General features: G+C 32.3%; 17 protein-coding genes. 15 read left to right on the top strand and 2 right to left on the bottom strand.

What is annotated here, in order from left to right; all coding sequences use genetic code 11:
* Positions 1-48: 48 nt before the first annotated feature.
* Both ACWNT5_RS09860 and ACWNT5_RS09855 read right to left on the bottom strand, forming a co-directional pair.
* Positions 49-561, bottom strand: coding sequence for a hypothetical protein (locus ACWNT5_RS09860; protein ID WP_456517248.1), 513 nt, complete (start codon positions 559-561; stop codon positions 49-51).
* A gap of 15 nt (positions 562-576) precedes the next feature.
* Positions 577-1,488, bottom strand: coding sequence for an OmpA family protein (locus ACWNT5_RS09855; protein ID WP_456517247.1), 912 nt, complete (start codon positions 1,486-1,488; stop codon positions 577-579).
* 327 nt (positions 1,489-1,815) lie between these two features.
* On the opposite strand from ACWNT5_RS09855, the gene hisG reads away from it, so the two are divergent.
* The 15 genes from hisG to ACWNT5_RS09780 all read left to right on the top strand — a co-directional run bounded on the left by hisG (position 1,816) and on the right by ACWNT5_RS09780 (position 17,738).
* Positions 1,816-2,673: an ATP phosphoribosyltransferase gene (gene hisG, locus ACWNT5_RS09850; RefSeq protein ID WP_299600856.1), complete on the top strand. Its 858-nt coding sequence runs from the start codon at positions 1,816-1,818 to the stop codon at positions 2,671-2,673.
* A complete protein-coding gene (locus ACWNT5_RS09845; RefSeq protein WP_299600858.1) occupies positions 2,670-3,089 on the top strand; it encodes a GNAT family N-acetyltransferase in 420 nt (139 codons plus the stop codon). Before hisG ends, ACWNT5_RS09845 begins: the two co-directional genes overlap by 4 nt.
* Positions 3,090-3,134: 45 nt before the next feature.
* Positions 3,135-4,424: a histidinol dehydrogenase gene (gene hisD / locus ACWNT5_RS09840; RefSeq protein WP_299600861.1), complete on the top strand. Its 1,290-nt coding sequence runs from the start codon at positions 3,135-3,137 to the stop codon at positions 4,422-4,424.
* A gap of 41 nt (positions 4,425-4,465) precedes the next feature.
* Entirely contained in the window at positions 4,466-5,305 is an 840-nt protein-coding gene (locus ACWNT5_RS09835) for a DUF3667 domain-containing protein (protein ID WP_456517246.1), read from the top strand.
* A gap of 20 nt (positions 5,306-5,325) precedes the next feature.
* Positions 5,326-6,375 carry a histidinol-phosphate transaminase gene (gene hisC, locus ACWNT5_RS09830; RefSeq protein WP_299600865.1) on the top strand — a complete coding sequence of 350 codons (1,050 nt, stop codon included), beginning with the start codon at positions 5,326-5,328 and terminating at the stop codon, positions 6,373-6,375.
* An 87-nt stretch (positions 6,376-6,462) separates the two neighbouring features.
* The gene (hisB, locus tag ACWNT5_RS09825) at positions 6,463-7,605 is read left to right on the top strand and encodes a bifunctional histidinol-phosphatase/imidazoleglycerol-phosphate dehydratase HisB (protein ID WP_456517245.1); all 1,143 of its coding nucleotides are present in this window, start codon (positions 6,463-6,465) and stop codon (positions 7,603-7,605) included.
* A gap of 98 nt (positions 7,606-7,703) precedes the next feature.
* Positions 7,704-8,285, top strand: a complete 582-nt coding sequence (hisH, locus tag ACWNT5_RS09820; protein WP_456517244.1) for an imidazole glycerol phosphate synthase subunit HisH — start codon at positions 7,704-7,706, stop codon at positions 8,283-8,285.
* Positions 8,286-8,332: 47 nt separating this feature from the next.
* Positions 8,333-9,061 carry a 1-(5-phosphoribosyl)-5-[(5-phosphoribosylamino)methylideneamino]imidazole-4-carboxamide isomerase gene (gene hisA / locus ACWNT5_RS09815; protein ID WP_456517243.1) on the top strand — a complete coding sequence of 243 codons (729 nt, stop codon included), beginning with the start codon at positions 8,333-8,335 and terminating at the stop codon, positions 9,059-9,061.
* 2 nt (positions 9,062-9,063) lie between these two features.
* Positions 9,064-9,579 carry a DinB family protein gene (locus ACWNT5_RS09810; protein WP_299600873.1) on the top strand — a complete coding sequence of 172 codons (516 nt, stop codon included), beginning with the start codon at positions 9,064-9,066 and terminating at the stop codon, positions 9,577-9,579.
* Positions 9,579-10,334 carry an imidazole glycerol phosphate synthase subunit HisF gene (hisF, locus tag ACWNT5_RS09805; protein ID WP_299600875.1) on the top strand — a complete coding sequence of 252 codons (756 nt, stop codon included), beginning with the start codon at positions 9,579-9,581 and terminating at the stop codon, positions 10,332-10,334. The genes ACWNT5_RS09810 and hisF overlap by 1 nt, the downstream gene beginning before the upstream one ends.
* A gap of 92 nt (positions 10,335-10,426) precedes the next feature.
* Positions 10,427-11,023 (top strand): bifunctional phosphoribosyl-AMP cyclohydrolase/phosphoribosyl-ATP diphosphatase HisIE, encoded by a 597-nt coding sequence (gene hisIE / locus ACWNT5_RS09800; protein WP_299600878.1) that lies wholly within the window; start codon positions 10,427-10,429, stop codon positions 11,021-11,023.
* A 333-nt stretch (positions 11,024-11,356) separates the two neighbouring features.
* Positions 11,357-14,146, top strand: a complete 2,790-nt coding sequence (locus ACWNT5_RS09795; protein WP_456517242.1) for a T9SS type B sorting domain-containing protein — start codon at positions 11,357-11,359, stop codon at positions 14,144-14,146.
* A 7-nt stretch (positions 14,147-14,153) separates the two neighbouring features.
* A complete protein-coding gene (locus ACWNT5_RS09790) occupies positions 14,154-15,071 on the top strand; it encodes a PorP/SprF family type IX secretion system membrane protein (RefSeq protein WP_456517241.1) in 918 nt (305 codons plus the stop codon).
* 3 nt (positions 15,072-15,074) lie between these two features.
* Entirely contained in the window at positions 15,075-17,120 is a 2,046-nt protein-coding gene (locus ACWNT5_RS09785; protein WP_456517240.1) for an OmpA family protein, read from the top strand.
* A gap of 96 nt (positions 17,121-17,216) precedes the next feature.
* Positions 17,217-17,738, top strand: a complete 522-nt coding sequence (locus ACWNT5_RS09780) for a DUF7151 family protein (RefSeq protein ID WP_456517239.1) — start codon at positions 17,217-17,219, stop codon at positions 17,736-17,738.
* Positions 17,739-17,827 lie beyond the last annotated feature (89 nt).

The raw sequence follows: 17,827 nt of genomic DNA, 5'->3' as shown, positions 1-17,827 counted from the left end.
TTAAGCGTTCATCGCTTAAAGGCAAATATTGATTAGAGGTAATTTATATTACTTCTGATTTTTTAGTTTTTCTGCTTGATCGGTCCAATCATCCCGTTCTATTCGACCAGGGAAGAACTGAATCAGTTCGGTAACTGTTTCGATATCTTCTTTGGTAAACCTACTGATTTGATCAAAAGTAAATATTCCAATACTATTTAGTTTTTTCTCTATAAAAGGACCAACGCCACTTATTCTTTTCAGATCATCTTTTTGAGTTTCATCAGCTTTACCGAAACTTTCGAAATTTAATTTTGGTTTTTCAACAGCTTCCGTTTCAACCTTTATATCTGTTGTTTCAATTGCTTTAGGCGCTTCTACAGGAATTGGTTGAGAGAATGTAGTATTAGCTTTTTTATAACTTCCATTTCTAAGTTTTTCCTTTTCCTTTAGACATTTGTCTAATTCTGCTTGGTATTTATTTTTAAGTGACCACCTAGATAATAACCATCCTAAAAGGAAAGCGATTAATAATAATAGTAATAGGCACCACCAGTTTGCTTCGTTTAAAAAATCTAACATTGTTATCGTTGGTATTTAGTTTACAGTTATTTCTATTCTTCTATTTTTTGCTCTGTTTTCTTCGCTATCATTAGGAACGATAGGGTCTGTTTCTCCTTTGGATTTAGAAGAAAGCTTTTCTGCAGAGATCCCTTGAGAGATGAAGTACTTTTTAACATTTTCAGCTCTTTTTAACCCAAAGTACTGATTGGATTTGTTATCACCAATATCGTCTGTATGTCCAGTGATCAACACTTTTTTAGCTGGGTATTTGGTAAGATAACTTTTTAACTCGAGCGCATAATTGGCAAGGGTTGCATCCGGTTTGAATTCTTTTGACCCAAAATCTGAATACAATGTTTTATTGGCAATACCTTTTTCTACTTCTTCTAATCTAGATGTATCTAGTGTATGGAAGTTTAAAAGAATTCCACCATTATATTTTCCATTTTCATCATAAGAGTATTCTTGTAATTTTGCTTTAGAAACAAGGCGATCACCATTAATTCCTGCATCAATCAAAATATTCTTAATAAAATTAGCTCTGGAAATACCTGTAAGGCTATCAGCTTCTTTTTCGGCAGAAGTTTCATAACCGTATATAATTAATTCCTGATCTTGGTGTTGTCCTATATAATCAGCTATTTTAGATTCAAAACCTTTTAGTTTTTCCGGAATGAATACATCGAGATTAGAATTGTTAATTTGAAGATTGGCAGGATACCTGAAGATATCGTTGTTATCGATATCTAATGCATATAATCCATTAGCTAAAGCAATACTGTCTTCGTACGCTTTTTTTGCTTTGGCTTCTGCTTCAGGATCTATTTGTTTGACAATGGTGGAATTACTATCTCTATCTCCTAAACAGATAGGGCAGGAATAGTACCACCACATGGCCAGTAATGCAAATAGGATAAAAATTAAAAAGGAAATTAAATTTCTCATAGGTTGATGATTAGTATTACTCTTTTAAATTTATGAAATGTTTTAATTAATCTGTTAAAGCAGAATGATTTATGCATCAAAAAAAGATGAATTGCAAAAAATTAAGCTGAAATACATTTTGAGTAAAACTTTTTTTTTATAAATTCGCTGCAGATTTAGAAAAAATGAAAAACATACTTTTACATCATCATCATTCTTACATTTCCGCCCAAGCGTGGTAAGTTGATATGTGTAAAAGTGAATCATATATAGTAACCCGTTTGAGCAAAGTCAAACGGGTTTTTTGTTTAAACTTGTTTTGAACTGACCAAACACAACAACAAAAACATGTCAAAAATTAGAATTGCTATTCAAAAAAGTGGAAGATTAAACCAAGATTCGGTTCAGATCCTTAAAGATTGTGGAATTTCCATAGATAATGGAAAAGACCAATTGAAGGCAGCCACTAGAAATTTCCCTATGGAAGTTATGTTTCTTAGAAACGGAGATATTCCACAATATTTAAGAGATGGAGTAGTGGATATTGCTATTATCGGTGAAAATGTATTGGTAGAGAAAGGAAAGGATATTGATATTGCGGAGAGATTAAATTTTTCTAAGTGCAAAGTATCACTTGCGGTTCCAAAGGATATGGAGTATAATTCTATTCAGGATTTGGAAGGAAAAAGAATTGCTACTTCTTATCCCAATACTGTCATTGAATATTTAAAGGAGAAAGGTGTTTCTGCTGATCTCCACCAGATTTCAGGTTCGGTAGAGATAGCGCCGAATATCGGTCTAGCTGATGCAATTTGTGATATAGTGTCTAGCGGAAGCACACTATTCAAGAATAATCTAAAAGAAGTAGAGGTTATGCTTACTTCTGAAGCAGTTTTAGCGGTTTCTCCTAAGATTAGTGAAGAAAGCAAAGAGATATTAGCTAAGTTACAATTCAGAATACAAGCAGTACTTAAAGCAAGAGCTTCTAAATATGTTTTGCTAAATGCTCCAAATGATAAAATCGATCGTATTGTGGATATTTTACCAGGTATGCGAAGTCCTACAGTATTACCGCTGGCAGAAAAAGGTTGGAGTTCTATACACACTGTGGTAGAGAAAAATAAGTTTTGGGATATCTTGGATGAATTAAAATCAGAAGGAGCTGAAGGGATTCTGGTATGTCCAATTGAAAAAATGGTATTATGATATCAATCACTCTTATACCTAAAGAAAATATCCCAATCATTGTTCCTTTTTTAGAACAACTCAATCCTAATATCGGTAGAGAAATCTTGTCAAATAGGTTAGCAGAAATGATTCTTCAAGGGTACGAGTGTGTTGGTGTATATGATGATAAAACTTTAATTGGTATTTCTGGGTTGTGGTTTCTTACCAAATATTATATTGGGAGACATGTAGAGCCAGATAATGTATTTATTCTTCCAGAATATCAAGGAAAGGGAATAGGTGAGCTTTTGATGAATTGGATTTTTGATTATGCCAAATCTAAAGGGTGCATCGCTTCTGAGTTAAATTGTTATTTAGGTAACGAAAAAGCACATAATTTTTGGGAGAATCAAGGGTATAAGAAAATTGCATATCATTTTCAGAAAGAATTATAATGATTAATATCTCTTACTAATAGAGATCAAAAAGTATTGATTGTTTTGAATAAAATATATAATCCAGAAAAAAGTACGTGGTCGGAAATTTTAAAACGACCAACTCAAACGGTAGCAGATATTGAGGACGTTGTTTTAGATGTTTTTAATGAGGTAAAGGAAGATGGGGATCTTGCTATTAATAAATATACAGAGAAGTTTGATAAGGTTTCTCTTAGTACTACTTTAGTTAGTAAGGAAGAAATAGAAACAGCTAAGAACAGTGTCTCATCTGATCTTAAAGATGCTATTCTTATTGCCAAATCTAATATTGAAGCTTTCCACGCAGCACAAAAAACGGATAAGGTTTATATTGAAACTGCAAATGGTGTTAATTGTTGGCAAGAGAAAAGACCTATTCAAAAGGTTGGTCTTTATATTCCAGGCGGAACAGCTCCATTATTTTCTACAATTTTAATGTTAGCAGTTCCAGCTACTATTGCAGGATGTAAAGAAATTGTGCTGTGTTCGCCTCCTGATAAAGAAGGAAAAATAAACCCCGCTATTTTGTATACAGCTGATCTTTGTGGAGTTACTAAGATTTTTAAAGTAGGAGGAATTCAAGCAATAGCAGGAATGACTTTTGGGACAGAAACGATTCCTCAGGTATATAAGATTTTTGGTCCTGGAAACCAATTTGTAACCGTTGCTAAACAGTTAGCGACTAAGTTCGGTGTAGCAATAGATATGCCAGCAGGTCCTAGCGAATTGTTAGTAGTTGCAGATGATACAGCAGATCCTTCTTTTGTAGCTTCAGACTTATTAAGTCAGGCAGAACATGGAAAAGATAGTCAGGTGATTTTAGTATCTACCTCCAAAGATTTGATAGAGCATGTAGAGTTAGAAGTAGCAAAACAATGTGATGTATTACCAAGAAAAGAAATTGCTGAAGCTGCCATAGCAAATTCTAAATTGATTTATGTTGCTAATGATAAGGAAGCTTTAGAATTGATTAATGAATATGGTCCTGAGCATTTTATTGTATGTGTAAACGATGAAGCATATTACATAGATAATATCTCCAACGCTGGTTCTGTTTTTATCGGTAATTATACTCCGGAGAGTGCAGGAGACTATGCTTCCGGAACTAACCATACATTACCTACAAACGGATATGCTAAACAATATAGTGGTGTAAATCTAGATAGTTTTATGAAATCTATGACCTTTCAGAAATTATCTAAAGAAGGCATAAAGAATATTGGAAATGCTATCGAAATTATGGCAGAAGCAGAAGGTTTACAAGCGCATAAAAATGCAGTGACCTTGCGATTACAGAGTTTGAAAAATGGTTAGATAATAATTTTATAAAGAATATAAACTAAAATTGGAAATTAGTGAGTTGTAGAAATTGTTCATATCTCATATCTGAAAATTCAGATTACTGTCAATCTTGTGGCGCAAAAGTGATAAGAGAACGAATTACTTTTAAAGGATTAAAAAGTGATTTTTTCAGTAATGTTCTAGGGCTAGACAATCTCTTTATTAGAACATTGATTGGTATAGTTACTTCTCCACAAAAGGTTATTTCAGAATATATTTCAGGAACAAGAAAGAAGTATATGAATCCATTTGCGTTTCTGGTAATTGGTACTGCAGTTGCAACATTTACGTTTAACTTCTTTTCTGAGAAATATATCGAATTAATGTTATCCGCGCAAAATGAGGCAATGTATGAAACAATATTTTCTATTACACAACCTGAATTAGATAAAGAATCGGCGGCTTATCAGGAACAGTTTTTACAATACAAACAAGAGCAACATGAGATAAATAAAGGAACTCAAAACTTTATGCTTAAATATTTTAACTTTATTGCCTTTCTAATGATTCCTTTTTATGCCTTATTATCATTCTTAGTATTTGGAAAGAAAAAATATAATTATGGAGAACATTTAGTAATTAACTCCTATTTATTAGGATTAGCATTATTTTCAGGAACGCTCTTCTTTTTACTTGGATTAATTACTTCACCTTACATATACATGGTAAGTTCTTTAGTTGTCATCTTTTATTACTCTTATACCTATAAAAATTTAGGTGATTATAGTATTGGACAAATTTTTTTAAAGTTCTTAAAGTTTATAGCAGTATTGATCCTTTTGTCTATAGCTTTCGGCATTCTAATTATAATAATAACAATTGCATTTGTATTTCTCTTTAAGTTATTTCAATAAATAAAGAAGCACAATAAATAATGAAAACGATAAAATTCAATATAGACCAATTAGTTCGCGAAAATGTAAAAGATTTACAGCCATATTCATCTGCTCGTGATGAATATGTTTCAGATGGTTCGGAAATGATTTTTTTGGATGCAAACGAAAACCCTTATGAAAATGGGGTAAACAGATATCCTGATCCACAACAAAGAAGTCTTAAAGCTGTATTAAGTGAGCAAAAAAACATATCAACTGATTGTATTTTATTAGGAAATGGGAGTGACGAAGTTTTGGATCTTTTGTTTAGAGCGTTTTGTGAACCAAAAGTAGATAATATCATTACATTACCACCAACTTATGGGATGTATAATGTATTAGCAAACACCAATGATATAGAAAACAGAAAAGTTCTTCTAAATGATAATTTTGAGCCTAATGTAGCTAAGATTTTAGATACAGTTGATCACCAAACAAAAATGATATTCTTATGTTCACCAAATAATCCTACGGGTAATTCTTTTTCAGAAAAGAGTATAGTGGATATTTTAGAAAACTTTAATGGGTTGGTTGTCATTGATGAAGCTTATATTGATTTTTCATCTCAAGAAACATGGATTGGTAAAATCAAAGAATGTCCTAATCTTATTATTACACAAACATTATCTAAAGCATATGGAATGGCGGGTATTAGACTTGGATTGTGTTATGCTTCTAAAGAAGTTATAGGGGTTTTAAATAAAATTAAACCACCATATAATGTAAATGAACTAACACAGCGAAAGGCATTAGAAAGAGTAGAGGATGTAGCATCTGTAGAAAGAGAGGTAGACAATATTTTGCAAGAACGAGAAAAGATAATGGTTGCCTTAGAGGAAATTAGCTTTATTGAGAAGATCTATAAGTCAGATGCTAATTTTGTCTTGGTAAAAGTAGATGATGCTAATAGCAGATATAACCAACTTTTAGAAAAAGGAATTGTGATCCGAAATCGAACAACACAACCACTTTGTGAAAATACCTTACGATTTACAGTGGGTACGACAATAGAAAACCAAAAATTAATAGAAGCATTAAAGAGTTTGTAATTGTCATTCCGGACTTGATCTGGAATCCATAAATAACAAAATGTTTAATTAAAAATAGATTCCAGCCTTTACTGGAATGACAAAAAAATGAAAAAGAAAGTATTATTTATAGATCGTGATGGAACACTTGTTTTGGAACCACCAGTAGATTATCAATTAGATAGTTTGGAGAAACTAGAGTTTTACCCAAAAGTTTTTCAATACATGGCTAAAATAGCCAGTGAATTAGATTATGAATTGGTAATGGTCACTAATCAGGATGGATTAGGAACGGATTCCTTTCCAGAAGATACTTTTTGGCCGGCACATAATAAAGTATTATCAGCATTCGAGAAGGAAGGAGTTGTATTTAGTGCAATTCATATCGATAAGACATTTCCTCATGAAAATGCAGATACGCGTAAACCAAGAACAGGTTTGTTAAAAGCATACTTTGATAAAGAAAAGTATGATCTAGAAAACTCTTATGTATTGGGTGATCGTATCACCGATATGGAATTAGCTAAAAACTTGGGATCTAAAGGAATTTTCTTATCTGAAGATCCAGAACTTGGCGCAGATGAAATAGAAACAGATAAGAAGACTATTTTAGAAAGTATTGCGCTAACATCAACAGATTGGAAAGAGATTTATGAGTTTTTAAAACTAAATGAAAGAGTAGCGGAAATAAGTAGAAAAACGAATGAGACTGATATTTATATTAAGCTAAATCTGGATGGAACTGGGAAAAGTGATATTTCAACAGGACTGGAGTTTTTTGATCATATGTTGGATCAAATCTCGCGTCATGGACAAATGGATCTGGAGATTAAAGTAAAAGGAGATTTAGAAGTTGATGAACATCATACCATTGAAGATACAGCAATTGCTTTGGGAGAAGTTTTTAGTAAGGCTCTAAACAATAAATTGGGTATAGAAAGATATGGTTTTTGTTTGCCAATGGATGATTGCTTGGCTCAAGTAGCAATAGATTTTGGAGGACGTAACTGGCTCGTTTGGGATGCAGAATTTAAGAGAGAAATGATTGGTAAGATGCCAACAGAAATGTTTTATCACTTTTTTAAGTCTTTTACCGATGGAGCAAAAGCCAATTTGAATGTAAAGGCAGAAGGAACCAATGAACATCATAAAATTGAAGCTATTTTTAAAGCTTTTGCCAAAGCAATTAAAGTGGCAGTAAAGCGAGATCCTGAAAAAATGATTCTACCAAGTACGAAAGGAATGTTATAACTAATGCTTTTGTCATTCCAGCGCAGGCTGGAATCCACAGTAAAGTAGAAGGTTTAAATTAAAAAAAGATTCCAGCCTATGCTGGAATGACAATATAAATGAAAATAATAATTATAAATTACGGAGCCGGTAATATTCAGTCCATTAAGTTTGCAATTCAGCGATTAGGATATGATGCCATTCTGAGTGATGATCCAGAGGAGATTAAAGCGGCTGATAAAGTTATTTTTCCAGGCGTGGGAGAAGCAAGCAGTGCTATGCAAAAACTTCGTGCTTCTGGTTTGGAAAAACTAATTCCAGAATTAAAACAACCAGTTTTAGGGATTTGTTTAGGAATGCAATTGATGTGTAATTATACGGAAGAAGGTGACACCAAAGGTTTGGGCATTTTTGATACAAATGTGATTAGATTTCAGAAGGATGTAAAAGTCCCCCAGATAGGATGGAATCAAATAACATCTCTAAAATCTCCACTTTTTAATGATATATCCGAAAACGAATATATTTATTTAGTACATAGTTATTATGCTCCTGTTACTGAAACTACAATAGCAGAGTCTACCTATGGAATAACCTATAGTACAGCATTGCAAAAGGATAATTTCTACGGAACTCAGTTTCATCCTGAAAAGAGCAGTACTGTTGGAGAGAAAATTTTAGAGAATTTTTTAAAGCTATAAATTTAAACCAACAACTAATAAAGAATAACTATTTACCAAAGAAAAAAATGAGAATAATACCAGCAATAGATATTATAGAAGGAAAATGTGTCAGACTTTCTAAGGGAGATTATGATACCAAGAAAATATATAATGAAAATCCGCTAGAAGTAGCTAAAGAGTTTGAAGCACATGGAATTCAGTATTTACATTTGGTAGATTTGGATGGTGCTAAATCGAAGCATATAGTCAATCACAAAGTTTTGGAACAAATAGCATCTAAAACAAGTCTTAAAATTGATTTTGGTGGTGGACTAAAAACGGACGAAGATCTTAAGATTGCTTTTGAAAGTGGTGCAAACCAAATTACAGGTGGAAGTATTGCAGTGAAGAATCCTGAAACTTTTAAATCTTGGTTATCTAAGTTTGGTAATGATAAGATAATTCTTGGAGCAGATGCTCATCATGAGAAAATTGCAGTGAGTGGTTGGTTGGAAGAAAGCGATAAAGAACTAATTCCATTTATTCAAGAATACCAAAAAGAAGGAGTTTCTTATGTAATATGTACTGATATTAGTAAGGATGGTATGTTACAAGGACCTTCATTTGATCTTTATAAAAAGATCTTGGATAATTCCGAGCATATAAAATTAATTGCCTCTGGTGGAATTTCGGCGTTTGATGAATTACCTAAATTGGCAGAGATTGGATGTGAAGGAACCATCATCGGAAAAGCAATATATGAGAACAGAATTAGCTTAAAACAATTAGAAAACTATATTCTTCAAATAAACTAACAATGGATTCAGAGATAATTCAGGATTTTAAAGAACAAATCATCTACAGATTAGATGAAAGTGTCCGAATGATTACCATTAGCTTTGATCAACTTTCTGAAGAGGATATATGGAAACGGTTTAATGAATCTTCGAATAGTATTGGTAATTTGATTTTACATTTATGTGGTAATATTACACAATACGCAATCTCGTCTTTAGGGAATTTAGAAGATAATAGAGATCGAGATGCAGAATTTAGTATTACCGATGGATTGTCCAAATCGGAATTGTTAACCAAATTAACTGCTACAATTACTAAAGCTAAAAAGATCATCAATACTTGTTCAACCGCAGAGTATCAAAGAAAAAGAGAAGTGCAAGGTTTTAATTTTTCTGGAATTGGTATTGCTATTCATGTGACAGAGCATTTATCATATCATACTGGGCAAATTGCATTTTGGACAAAACAATTAAAAAACAAAGATTTAGGTTTTTACGACGGTATGGACTTAAATATAAAAAACAACGATAAGTAATGCTTACAAAACGAATCATACCTTGTTTAGATATTAAAAACGGGCGTACTGTAAAAGGAGTGAACTTTGTAGATTTAAGAGATGCAGGTGATCCGGTAGAATTAGCAGATATCTATTCTAAAGCAGGAGCAGATGAATTAGTATTTTTAGATATTTCTGCAACAGAAGAGAGAAGAAAAACATTAGCAAATTTAGTGCTGAAAGTAGCAGAAAAAGTAAATATTCCATTTACTGTAGGAGGAGGGATTTCTTCCGTGGAAGATGTTGATATATTGCTAAAAAATGGAGCAGATAAAGTTTCAGTGAATTCTTCTGCAGTAAAAAATCCACAATTGATTAATGAATTAGCCGGTAAATTTGGAAGTCAGTGTATCACTGTAGCGATAGACGCTAAACAAATAGATGGAGAATGGAAAGTACATTTGGTTGGAGGAAAAGTACCTACGGAATTAAATCTTTTTGATTGGGCAAAGGAAGTGGAAGAAAGAGGAGCTGGAGAAATCTTGTTTACGTCAATGGATAATGATGGTACTAAAGATGGTTTCGCAAATGAAGCATTAGCAAGATTATCTACAGAACTTAATATACCTATTATTGCTTCTGGAGGAGCAGGAAATATTAAGCATTTTGTGGATACTTTTAAGGAAGGTAAATCAGATGCAGCATTGGCTGCTAGTGTCTTTCATTTCAAGGAAATAGAAATAGAAGATCTAAAGAAAGAATTAAAAAAGAATGACATTCCCGTTAGATTATAATTACATTATGCTTTTACATTCGGGAGAGCTTATACCAAAATAACATACAATCAATATATTTCACTTCAATTGTGAAGTTATAAAACTTAATGATGGAAATAAATTTCGATAAAAATAATGATGGATTAGTGCCAGCAATTATACAAGATGCTTTAACGAAAAATGTACTAATGTTAGGGTACATGAATGAAGAAGCTTATCAGAAGACAGTTGACACAAAAAAGGTTACTTTTTTTAGTAGAACTAAAAAACGATTATGGACAAAAGGAGAAGAAAGTGGCAACTTTTTAAATCTGATAGATATAAAAAATGATTGTGACAAAGACACATTATTAATAACAGTGGATCCTGTAGGTCCGACTTGTCATAAAGGTGATGATACCTGTTGGGCTCAAAATAATACACAGACTTTTGGCTTTTTAACCGAGTTAGAAAATGTTATTCAAAACAGAAAGGAAAATCAAGATGATTCAAAATCTTATGTAGCATCTTTATTTAGAAAAGGGATCAATAAGGTTGCTCAAAAAGTAGGAGAAGAAGCTGTAGAAGTTGTTATTGAAGCTAAAGATGATAATGAAAAATTGTTTTTAGATGAAAGCGCAGATCTACTTTTTCATTATTTAATTTTGTTACAAGCAAAAGGATATAAATTAAATGATATTGTTGAGGTTTTAAAAGATAGACACTAACTGATTTTAATGTGTTTTACTTCCAAATTATCATAGTGATGCTACGATAAGTTTTAAACGAACTTTTAGAATAATTGATTTGATACTTCGTAAATGATTAATTCATTTATGAAAATCTTGTTTGGTATATTCTTTTATGTACCTTTTTTCTCTCTTATTTGATGAAGGGGAAAATTTCGTTACTAAAAAAGGCATCAATCTTAATATAAATCATAGTGTTTTTAAATCACTTTTTTTAATATTTACATACTTTTAGAATATTAATCAATTTTATTTCACTTTTGATAGTAACAAAATGTGATGAAATGATACTTACACTTAAACCAATTCATCTTGAAAAAATATTACGTAAAACACTTTTTGATTGTATTTCTGTTTTTTGGGGTCACAAAAAAACTATTTGCTCAATGTAACACTACACAGACAATAACTGTTTGTGATATGGAAACCATTGACTTTGATAATGATGGTAACCCCGATGGAATAATTAATTTATATAATGAAACAGGTATTGTTCCCGAATCTGGTGATTCTTGGGAATCAACTGGAATAGAAGAAGGGGAAGAGGGCATAGAGTCTTCTGGTATTTTAAGATTGTGGCAATTAAGAGATGCCTCTGGGGATTATTTTTTTGATCTTATAAACCCCAATTGTCCAAGTGGGTATAGAGTTAGAGTTAATCTAAAGCTTGGGCCTTACGCTGGGATTGCTGCTACTACGGGATTCTTTCCAGTATGTGATAATGATGATATTTGCCAACCTGGTATCGAAGTTGATATCAATCTATTTGATACCCTGGAATCTAGAGAAGGTTTTGCACTTCCTCATTTAAATGGTGAGTGGACCTACACAGGTCCTCAACCAGCAAATCCTTATATATTACAAGGTGCAAATTTTGCCACTACTATAGACGATAACGGAGGTTTTCCTGTAGATAGTGAAGATTTTAGTTTTAGATATACTGTTTTAAATGTAGATACTTGTGTAACGGATTTTGTTGATGTCCAAATAACAGTAGTAAGACCGGTGACAGCTGGTTACGGATCATCATTTACGATTTGTGAAAGTGATATTGATTTGTGGGATGAGAATATTAATCTTTTTGAAGATAGATTTTTAACAAGAGAAGATACAGGAGGAAGTTGGGAAGATGATGATAATACTGGTCAAATTACAAGTGCCACAGATTCAACAATTAATTTAAAAGAGGTTTACGACGTTTTTAGAGCTTCTCCAGACTATGTTCCTGGTTTTAGTTGTGTGAATTTTAGTTATACCTATAAAATCAACAGTAGATCTCCTATTTGTCCAAATGACGAAGAAACGGTTACCTTCGTGATTTATGAAGAATTAAGGCCATTTGCTCCTGAGAATTCAGTGGAAGAAATTTGTCCTAATTCTTCTCCAGATCAAATTAATCTTTTTGATCTACTTGAATTTGAACCTGGATATGAATATATGGATGGTTCAATTGCTGATGATTTTGCCTTTTGGACCTTTGTTGGAGGAGTGCCTTCAAATGGAGACCTGAATTTAGAAAATAATCTAAATGATCTACCTGAAGATGAGCAACATCTTGGACCAATTAATATTGCTAATGCAAATCCAGGAACTTATAGATTTCGATATGATGTGATTCCCAGACAGAGCTGCGACGTTACATTTTTATTTTCGGATGACGTATGTAATCCTATTAGCATAGATAGTAATCCTTGCGCTTCGATTTCTACTATTGTCACGATTGAGATTTTGCCTTATGATTACGCAGGACAGGATACAGTAGGTCTAAATATTTGTCAAAGTTCTAATGATCAATTTAGTTTACGCAGTTTACTCAACTCAGATGGGAGAGAAATAGCAGAAGGAGTTTGGACAGATGATATGAATGTTATAGTCGATGATATTTTTATAGTTCCTGTAGATATAGTGGATCCTATTTCTTATGCATTTACACATACGACAATGAATCCTTCAGGATGTGTAGATGAAGCTACACTTGAATTTACAATATATAAAGAAGCTGATGCAGGTGCTGGAAGTGGAACTGCTGTTACCGTATGTTCAGATAATTTGACCGTTACTCTTTTTAATCTATTGGAAGGAAATCCTGATCCAACAGGAATATGGACAGGTCCTTTCGGATATACCTCACCAGATCATTTAGGAGTTTTTGATGCTACAGATCTTACGTTACCAATCTTGGGTCCTGGAAATTATGTTTACACCGTAGGTGGTAATGCTGGATGTACTGGTCAAGATCAAGCTACAGTAACTATAGAAATAGTAGAGCCTGTAGAAATAGGAAATGATCGTAGTGCTTCTTTTTGTGAAATAGACGGTCGTGTGAATCTATTTACACTGCTAGACAATGATACTCCTAGAATTGGAAGTTTTGAGGATATTGAAAATACCGGTGCGCTAACTCCCGAAGGTGTGGTGGAATTTGATCTACTTCCTAATCCAGATAATGAGGTTAATATGATATACAATTTTAGATATGTTATTCCTAATTCTGCTCCTTGTGATCAATCTTCATTAAATGTGGAAGTACAAATAATTGATTTACCAGAACCAAATGTACCTGATCAAGAGTTTTGTATTCTGGATGCTAAAAGGCTAGATGATATAGAGGTCGATGTACTCAATTATAATTGGTATGCTAGTCTAGAAAGTGATATGCCAATTATTGATAACCCTTTACTCTTCGATAATCAGGTTTTTTATATAGCTACGGTTGATGCTGATAATTGTGAATCAGAACGAGTAATGGTACAAATAAATATCCTAGATATGGGAGAACGGTTTTCTAATGGAGAATTATGTGCGTTGGATTTTCAGGATGGAGTATCTCCAGATGGAAATAACCAAAATGACACTTTTGATCTGTTTATAGAGGATCAATTTAATATTCCAATTGCATTTCCAGATTTTGATTTAAAAATATACAACAGATACGGAGCTTTAGTATATGAAGGGAATAGAGATACAGAAGAATTTAGAGGAGAAAGTAACGTTTCTTTGCGATTAGGAGATGATCTTCCTTCTGGAACCTATTTCTATATTTTTACTCCCAATTTTGAAAATAATTTTCCAATTCAAGGAAGTTTTTACCTAAGCAGATAAATAGTTCATGAGATCACGATTAATTTTAAGTATAGCACTTGTTTTCTGCTCGGTGATGTATGCACAGCAGGATCCACAATATTCCCAGTATATGTATAACATGAGTACGGTAAATCCAGCTTATGTAACGAATCAAAGAGGGCTTATTTCTACCGGTCTTTTATATAGAAAACAGTGGACTGGAATAGAAGGTTCACCCGAAACAGCAAATGTTTTTGGTAATATCCCGTTAAACGAAAAGATAGAGTTGAGCGTAAACTATGTAAATGATAGAATTGGAGAAGCGATTCGTACCAATAATAATTATTTTAATGTTGATTTTGCATATATCACTCGTATTTCTGATAAATTTAAGTTATCATATGGTTTAAAAGCTGGTATTACAAGTTTTCAGTTTAATGCCATAGGATCTGATGTGTCCGATGATCCTGCATTTTCCGATAACAACTCTTCTTTGCAACTTAATCTGGGAGCAGGCCTATTCTTGTTTTCTAATAACTTTTATGCCGGAATTTCATCGCCAAATTTACTACCTAATGACGTTGATATAGATGGAGTAGGTGTATCTAGATCAAAAACCCATTTATATGGGGTTACTGGTTTTGTTTTTGATTTGGTTGATGAGGTAAAACTAAAACCGTCTTTAGTAATCAAACAGGTTTTGGATTCACCATTAACCTTTGATATTTCTTTAAATTCCTTAATCTATAATAAATTCGAACTAGGAGTTTCTTACCGCTATGAAGATGCTTTTATTGCGCTGGCGGGATTTAATATTACCAGAAATTTAAAAGTGGGATATGCATATGATTTTAGTACTAGTGAATTAAGTGGGTATAATAACGGAAGTCATGAAATTATTCTTCTTTATAATATCGATTTACTCAATCTTAGCAATAAATATACATCTCCAAGATTTTATTAAAATATGAAAACTAAGTTACTATTTGTATTCGTCCTATTGATCGGACAAACTATTTTTTCCCAAAGAAAGAGTAGAGCAGATCGTTTTTTTGAAACAGGAGACTATATCAATGCAGCGCTGCAATATGAGGAAGAACTCAATAGAGAAGGGTATAGAAAAGATATATTAGAAAAGATATCTACCTCATATTATAATACTTTTCAGTTTCAAAAGGCATATCGGTATCTTAAAATCTTGACTTCTGGAAAGTTTTATGCAAAAGATAAGAGTTACGATAATTCGTATAATTTTAAAATGTATCAAGTACTTTCTGCTTTAGGAAAATATGAAAAAGCAGTTGAGTTTCTGGCTTTGTATAAGAAAAACAAATCAGAAGAATTACATAGAGAAAGTGCCGTAGCTGTTATTGAGGCCTTTAAACTAAAAGATGACGACTATACCATTAGTCCTCTAAAAATTAATTCCAATGCATCAGAGTTTGCTGCAGTTAAGGTAGATAGTGCCATTTATTTCAGCTCTGATAGGAATTCTAATGGTTTTATGGATAAAAGCTATAAATGGACTCATCGTCCGTTTTTAGATATTTATAAGGTTCAGGTGAATGAGAAAAATATACCAACAACTGATATAGAAAAAATTTCGGGAGAGATTAACTCTAAATTGCATGAAGGTAATTTTTGTTTTACCAAAGACGGCAACACCATTTACTTTTCTAAAAGTAATTCTGAAAAAGGCAAAAAGAAATACGATAGTATAGGAAATAACTCAATATTCTTATATAAATCAACCAAGATAGATGGTATTTGGCAAACTCCAGAAAAGCTTCCTTTTAATAATACAAACTATTCTGTAGAACATCCATCACTTTCCTCGGATGGTAAGATATTATATTTTTCGTCTAACATGCCTGGTGGATATGGTGATTTTGATATCTATAGAGTGCTTGTTAATCAAGATGGCACGTATGATGAGCCTGTAAATCTTGGTGCCACTATCAATACTGATAATAGAGAACAGTTTCCGTTTATATCTAAAGATGGCCATTTGTTTTTTTCTTCTAATGGTCATTTAGGTTTAGGGATGATGGATCTCTTTGTATCAGAAAGAAAAAATAATGTTTTCATAAAACCTGTTAACCTTGGAGCACCTATTAATTCTAGGTACGATGATTTTTCTCTTACATATTATAATGAAACAGATGGTTTTTTTGCTTCAAATAGAAAAAATAAAACAGATGATGATATCTATTCTTTTTCTCAGATAGGAGAAATATTTCTTAAGGAATATAAAGCTAGATTCACGGTTAAAGATTTTGCTTCAGATTCCTATATACCCAATGCGGATATATCTGTTTCGAATTTAGAAAATCAATTGCACGAAGGTAAGCTAGACAAACAAGAATTTTTTACCATATCCTTATTTCCTGGTAAATATGATTTCACAGCTACTGCAAAAGGCTACAAGAGCAAAACAAAATCAATTATAGTAAAGGAAAAAGAGAATGAAGTTTATGTGATTTATCTGGATAAAGAAATAGTTTCTGTAGCAGAGGAAAATAGTAATGATGAAAATAATACAACTGCTCCTAACAAAGACATAGTTACCAACAAGGAAAACTTAACAGGAGAAAAATTACGTAACACCTTATTGAACGATAAGGTAGGCCCTCCAGTGATAGAAAAAAATGGAAAACTATATTTTGATCTTCCACCGATTTATTTTGATTATGACAAGTGGAATATAAGAGCAGATTCTAAAAAGGTACTAGATGAGTTTGCCTTAAAGTTAGAGAAATATAAAAGTGTTTATATTAAAATTTCTTCACATACAGATAGTAGGGGTACAGATTCATATAATCAGGTACTTTCCGAAAAGAGAGCAGAATCAACACGTAATTATCTTGCCTTAGTTGGTTATGTAAATGCGAGAAGAATGAAGTTTGAAGGTTTCGGAGAGTCTATTCCCTTAATTGATTGTAATGCAAAGAATTGTTCGGAGGAAGATCATCAGATCAACCGAAGAAGTGAATTTGAAATCATAAAGTATTAAAGGTTTTAGGTATAGTTATATCGTTTCAAAGAATAAATTAAAATGAATATGTGTAAAAATTTCAGTGTTTTAAAAATAAATATATTTCTTTTCATAATGATTTGTTTAAATAGTTGTTCCGATGGTGAGGATGGAATTTCTGGACAAAATGGTTTAAATAGTCTAATAGAAACAATAGGAGAACCAGCAGGTATTAATTGTGAAAATGGAGGGATAAAAATAGAGTCGGGTTTGGATACTAATGCCAATGGTAGTCTAGAAACAAACGAGATAATATCCACAGAGTATATCTGTAATGTAGAAAGACAATATCAAATATATGCCGCTCTCTTAACACAAAGTGACGAAAATGACCCGATAGAAACAAGTTTATTGAATGAATTAAATATATCTATTGATTGGATTAGATTAGATCAAGGAGAATATCAAGGGACTTTGTCCGAACCAATTAGTGAGGATACAACATTAATATTTCAGGTTAAAGATGAAAATATTTTATCCACAAGTGAATTTTTTGATTCGATGACAATTCTTTTGCATAATAGAGTTAGAACGAATCTTTATCAACCTGTAGATGGATTTGAAAACGCTGTTTTAGAAATTAAAAAATATAATTAATAGTACACGAAAGGTGTAAGTCTAGTTATAGAACTTTCTTTATTTTATTAATACGTAATACTTTGCTTTCTAATAAATTAAATTGTATT

This window comes from Aquimarina sp. 433 (assembly GCF_054054605.1).
This window is presented reverse-complemented; position numbering and strand designations above follow the sequence as displayed.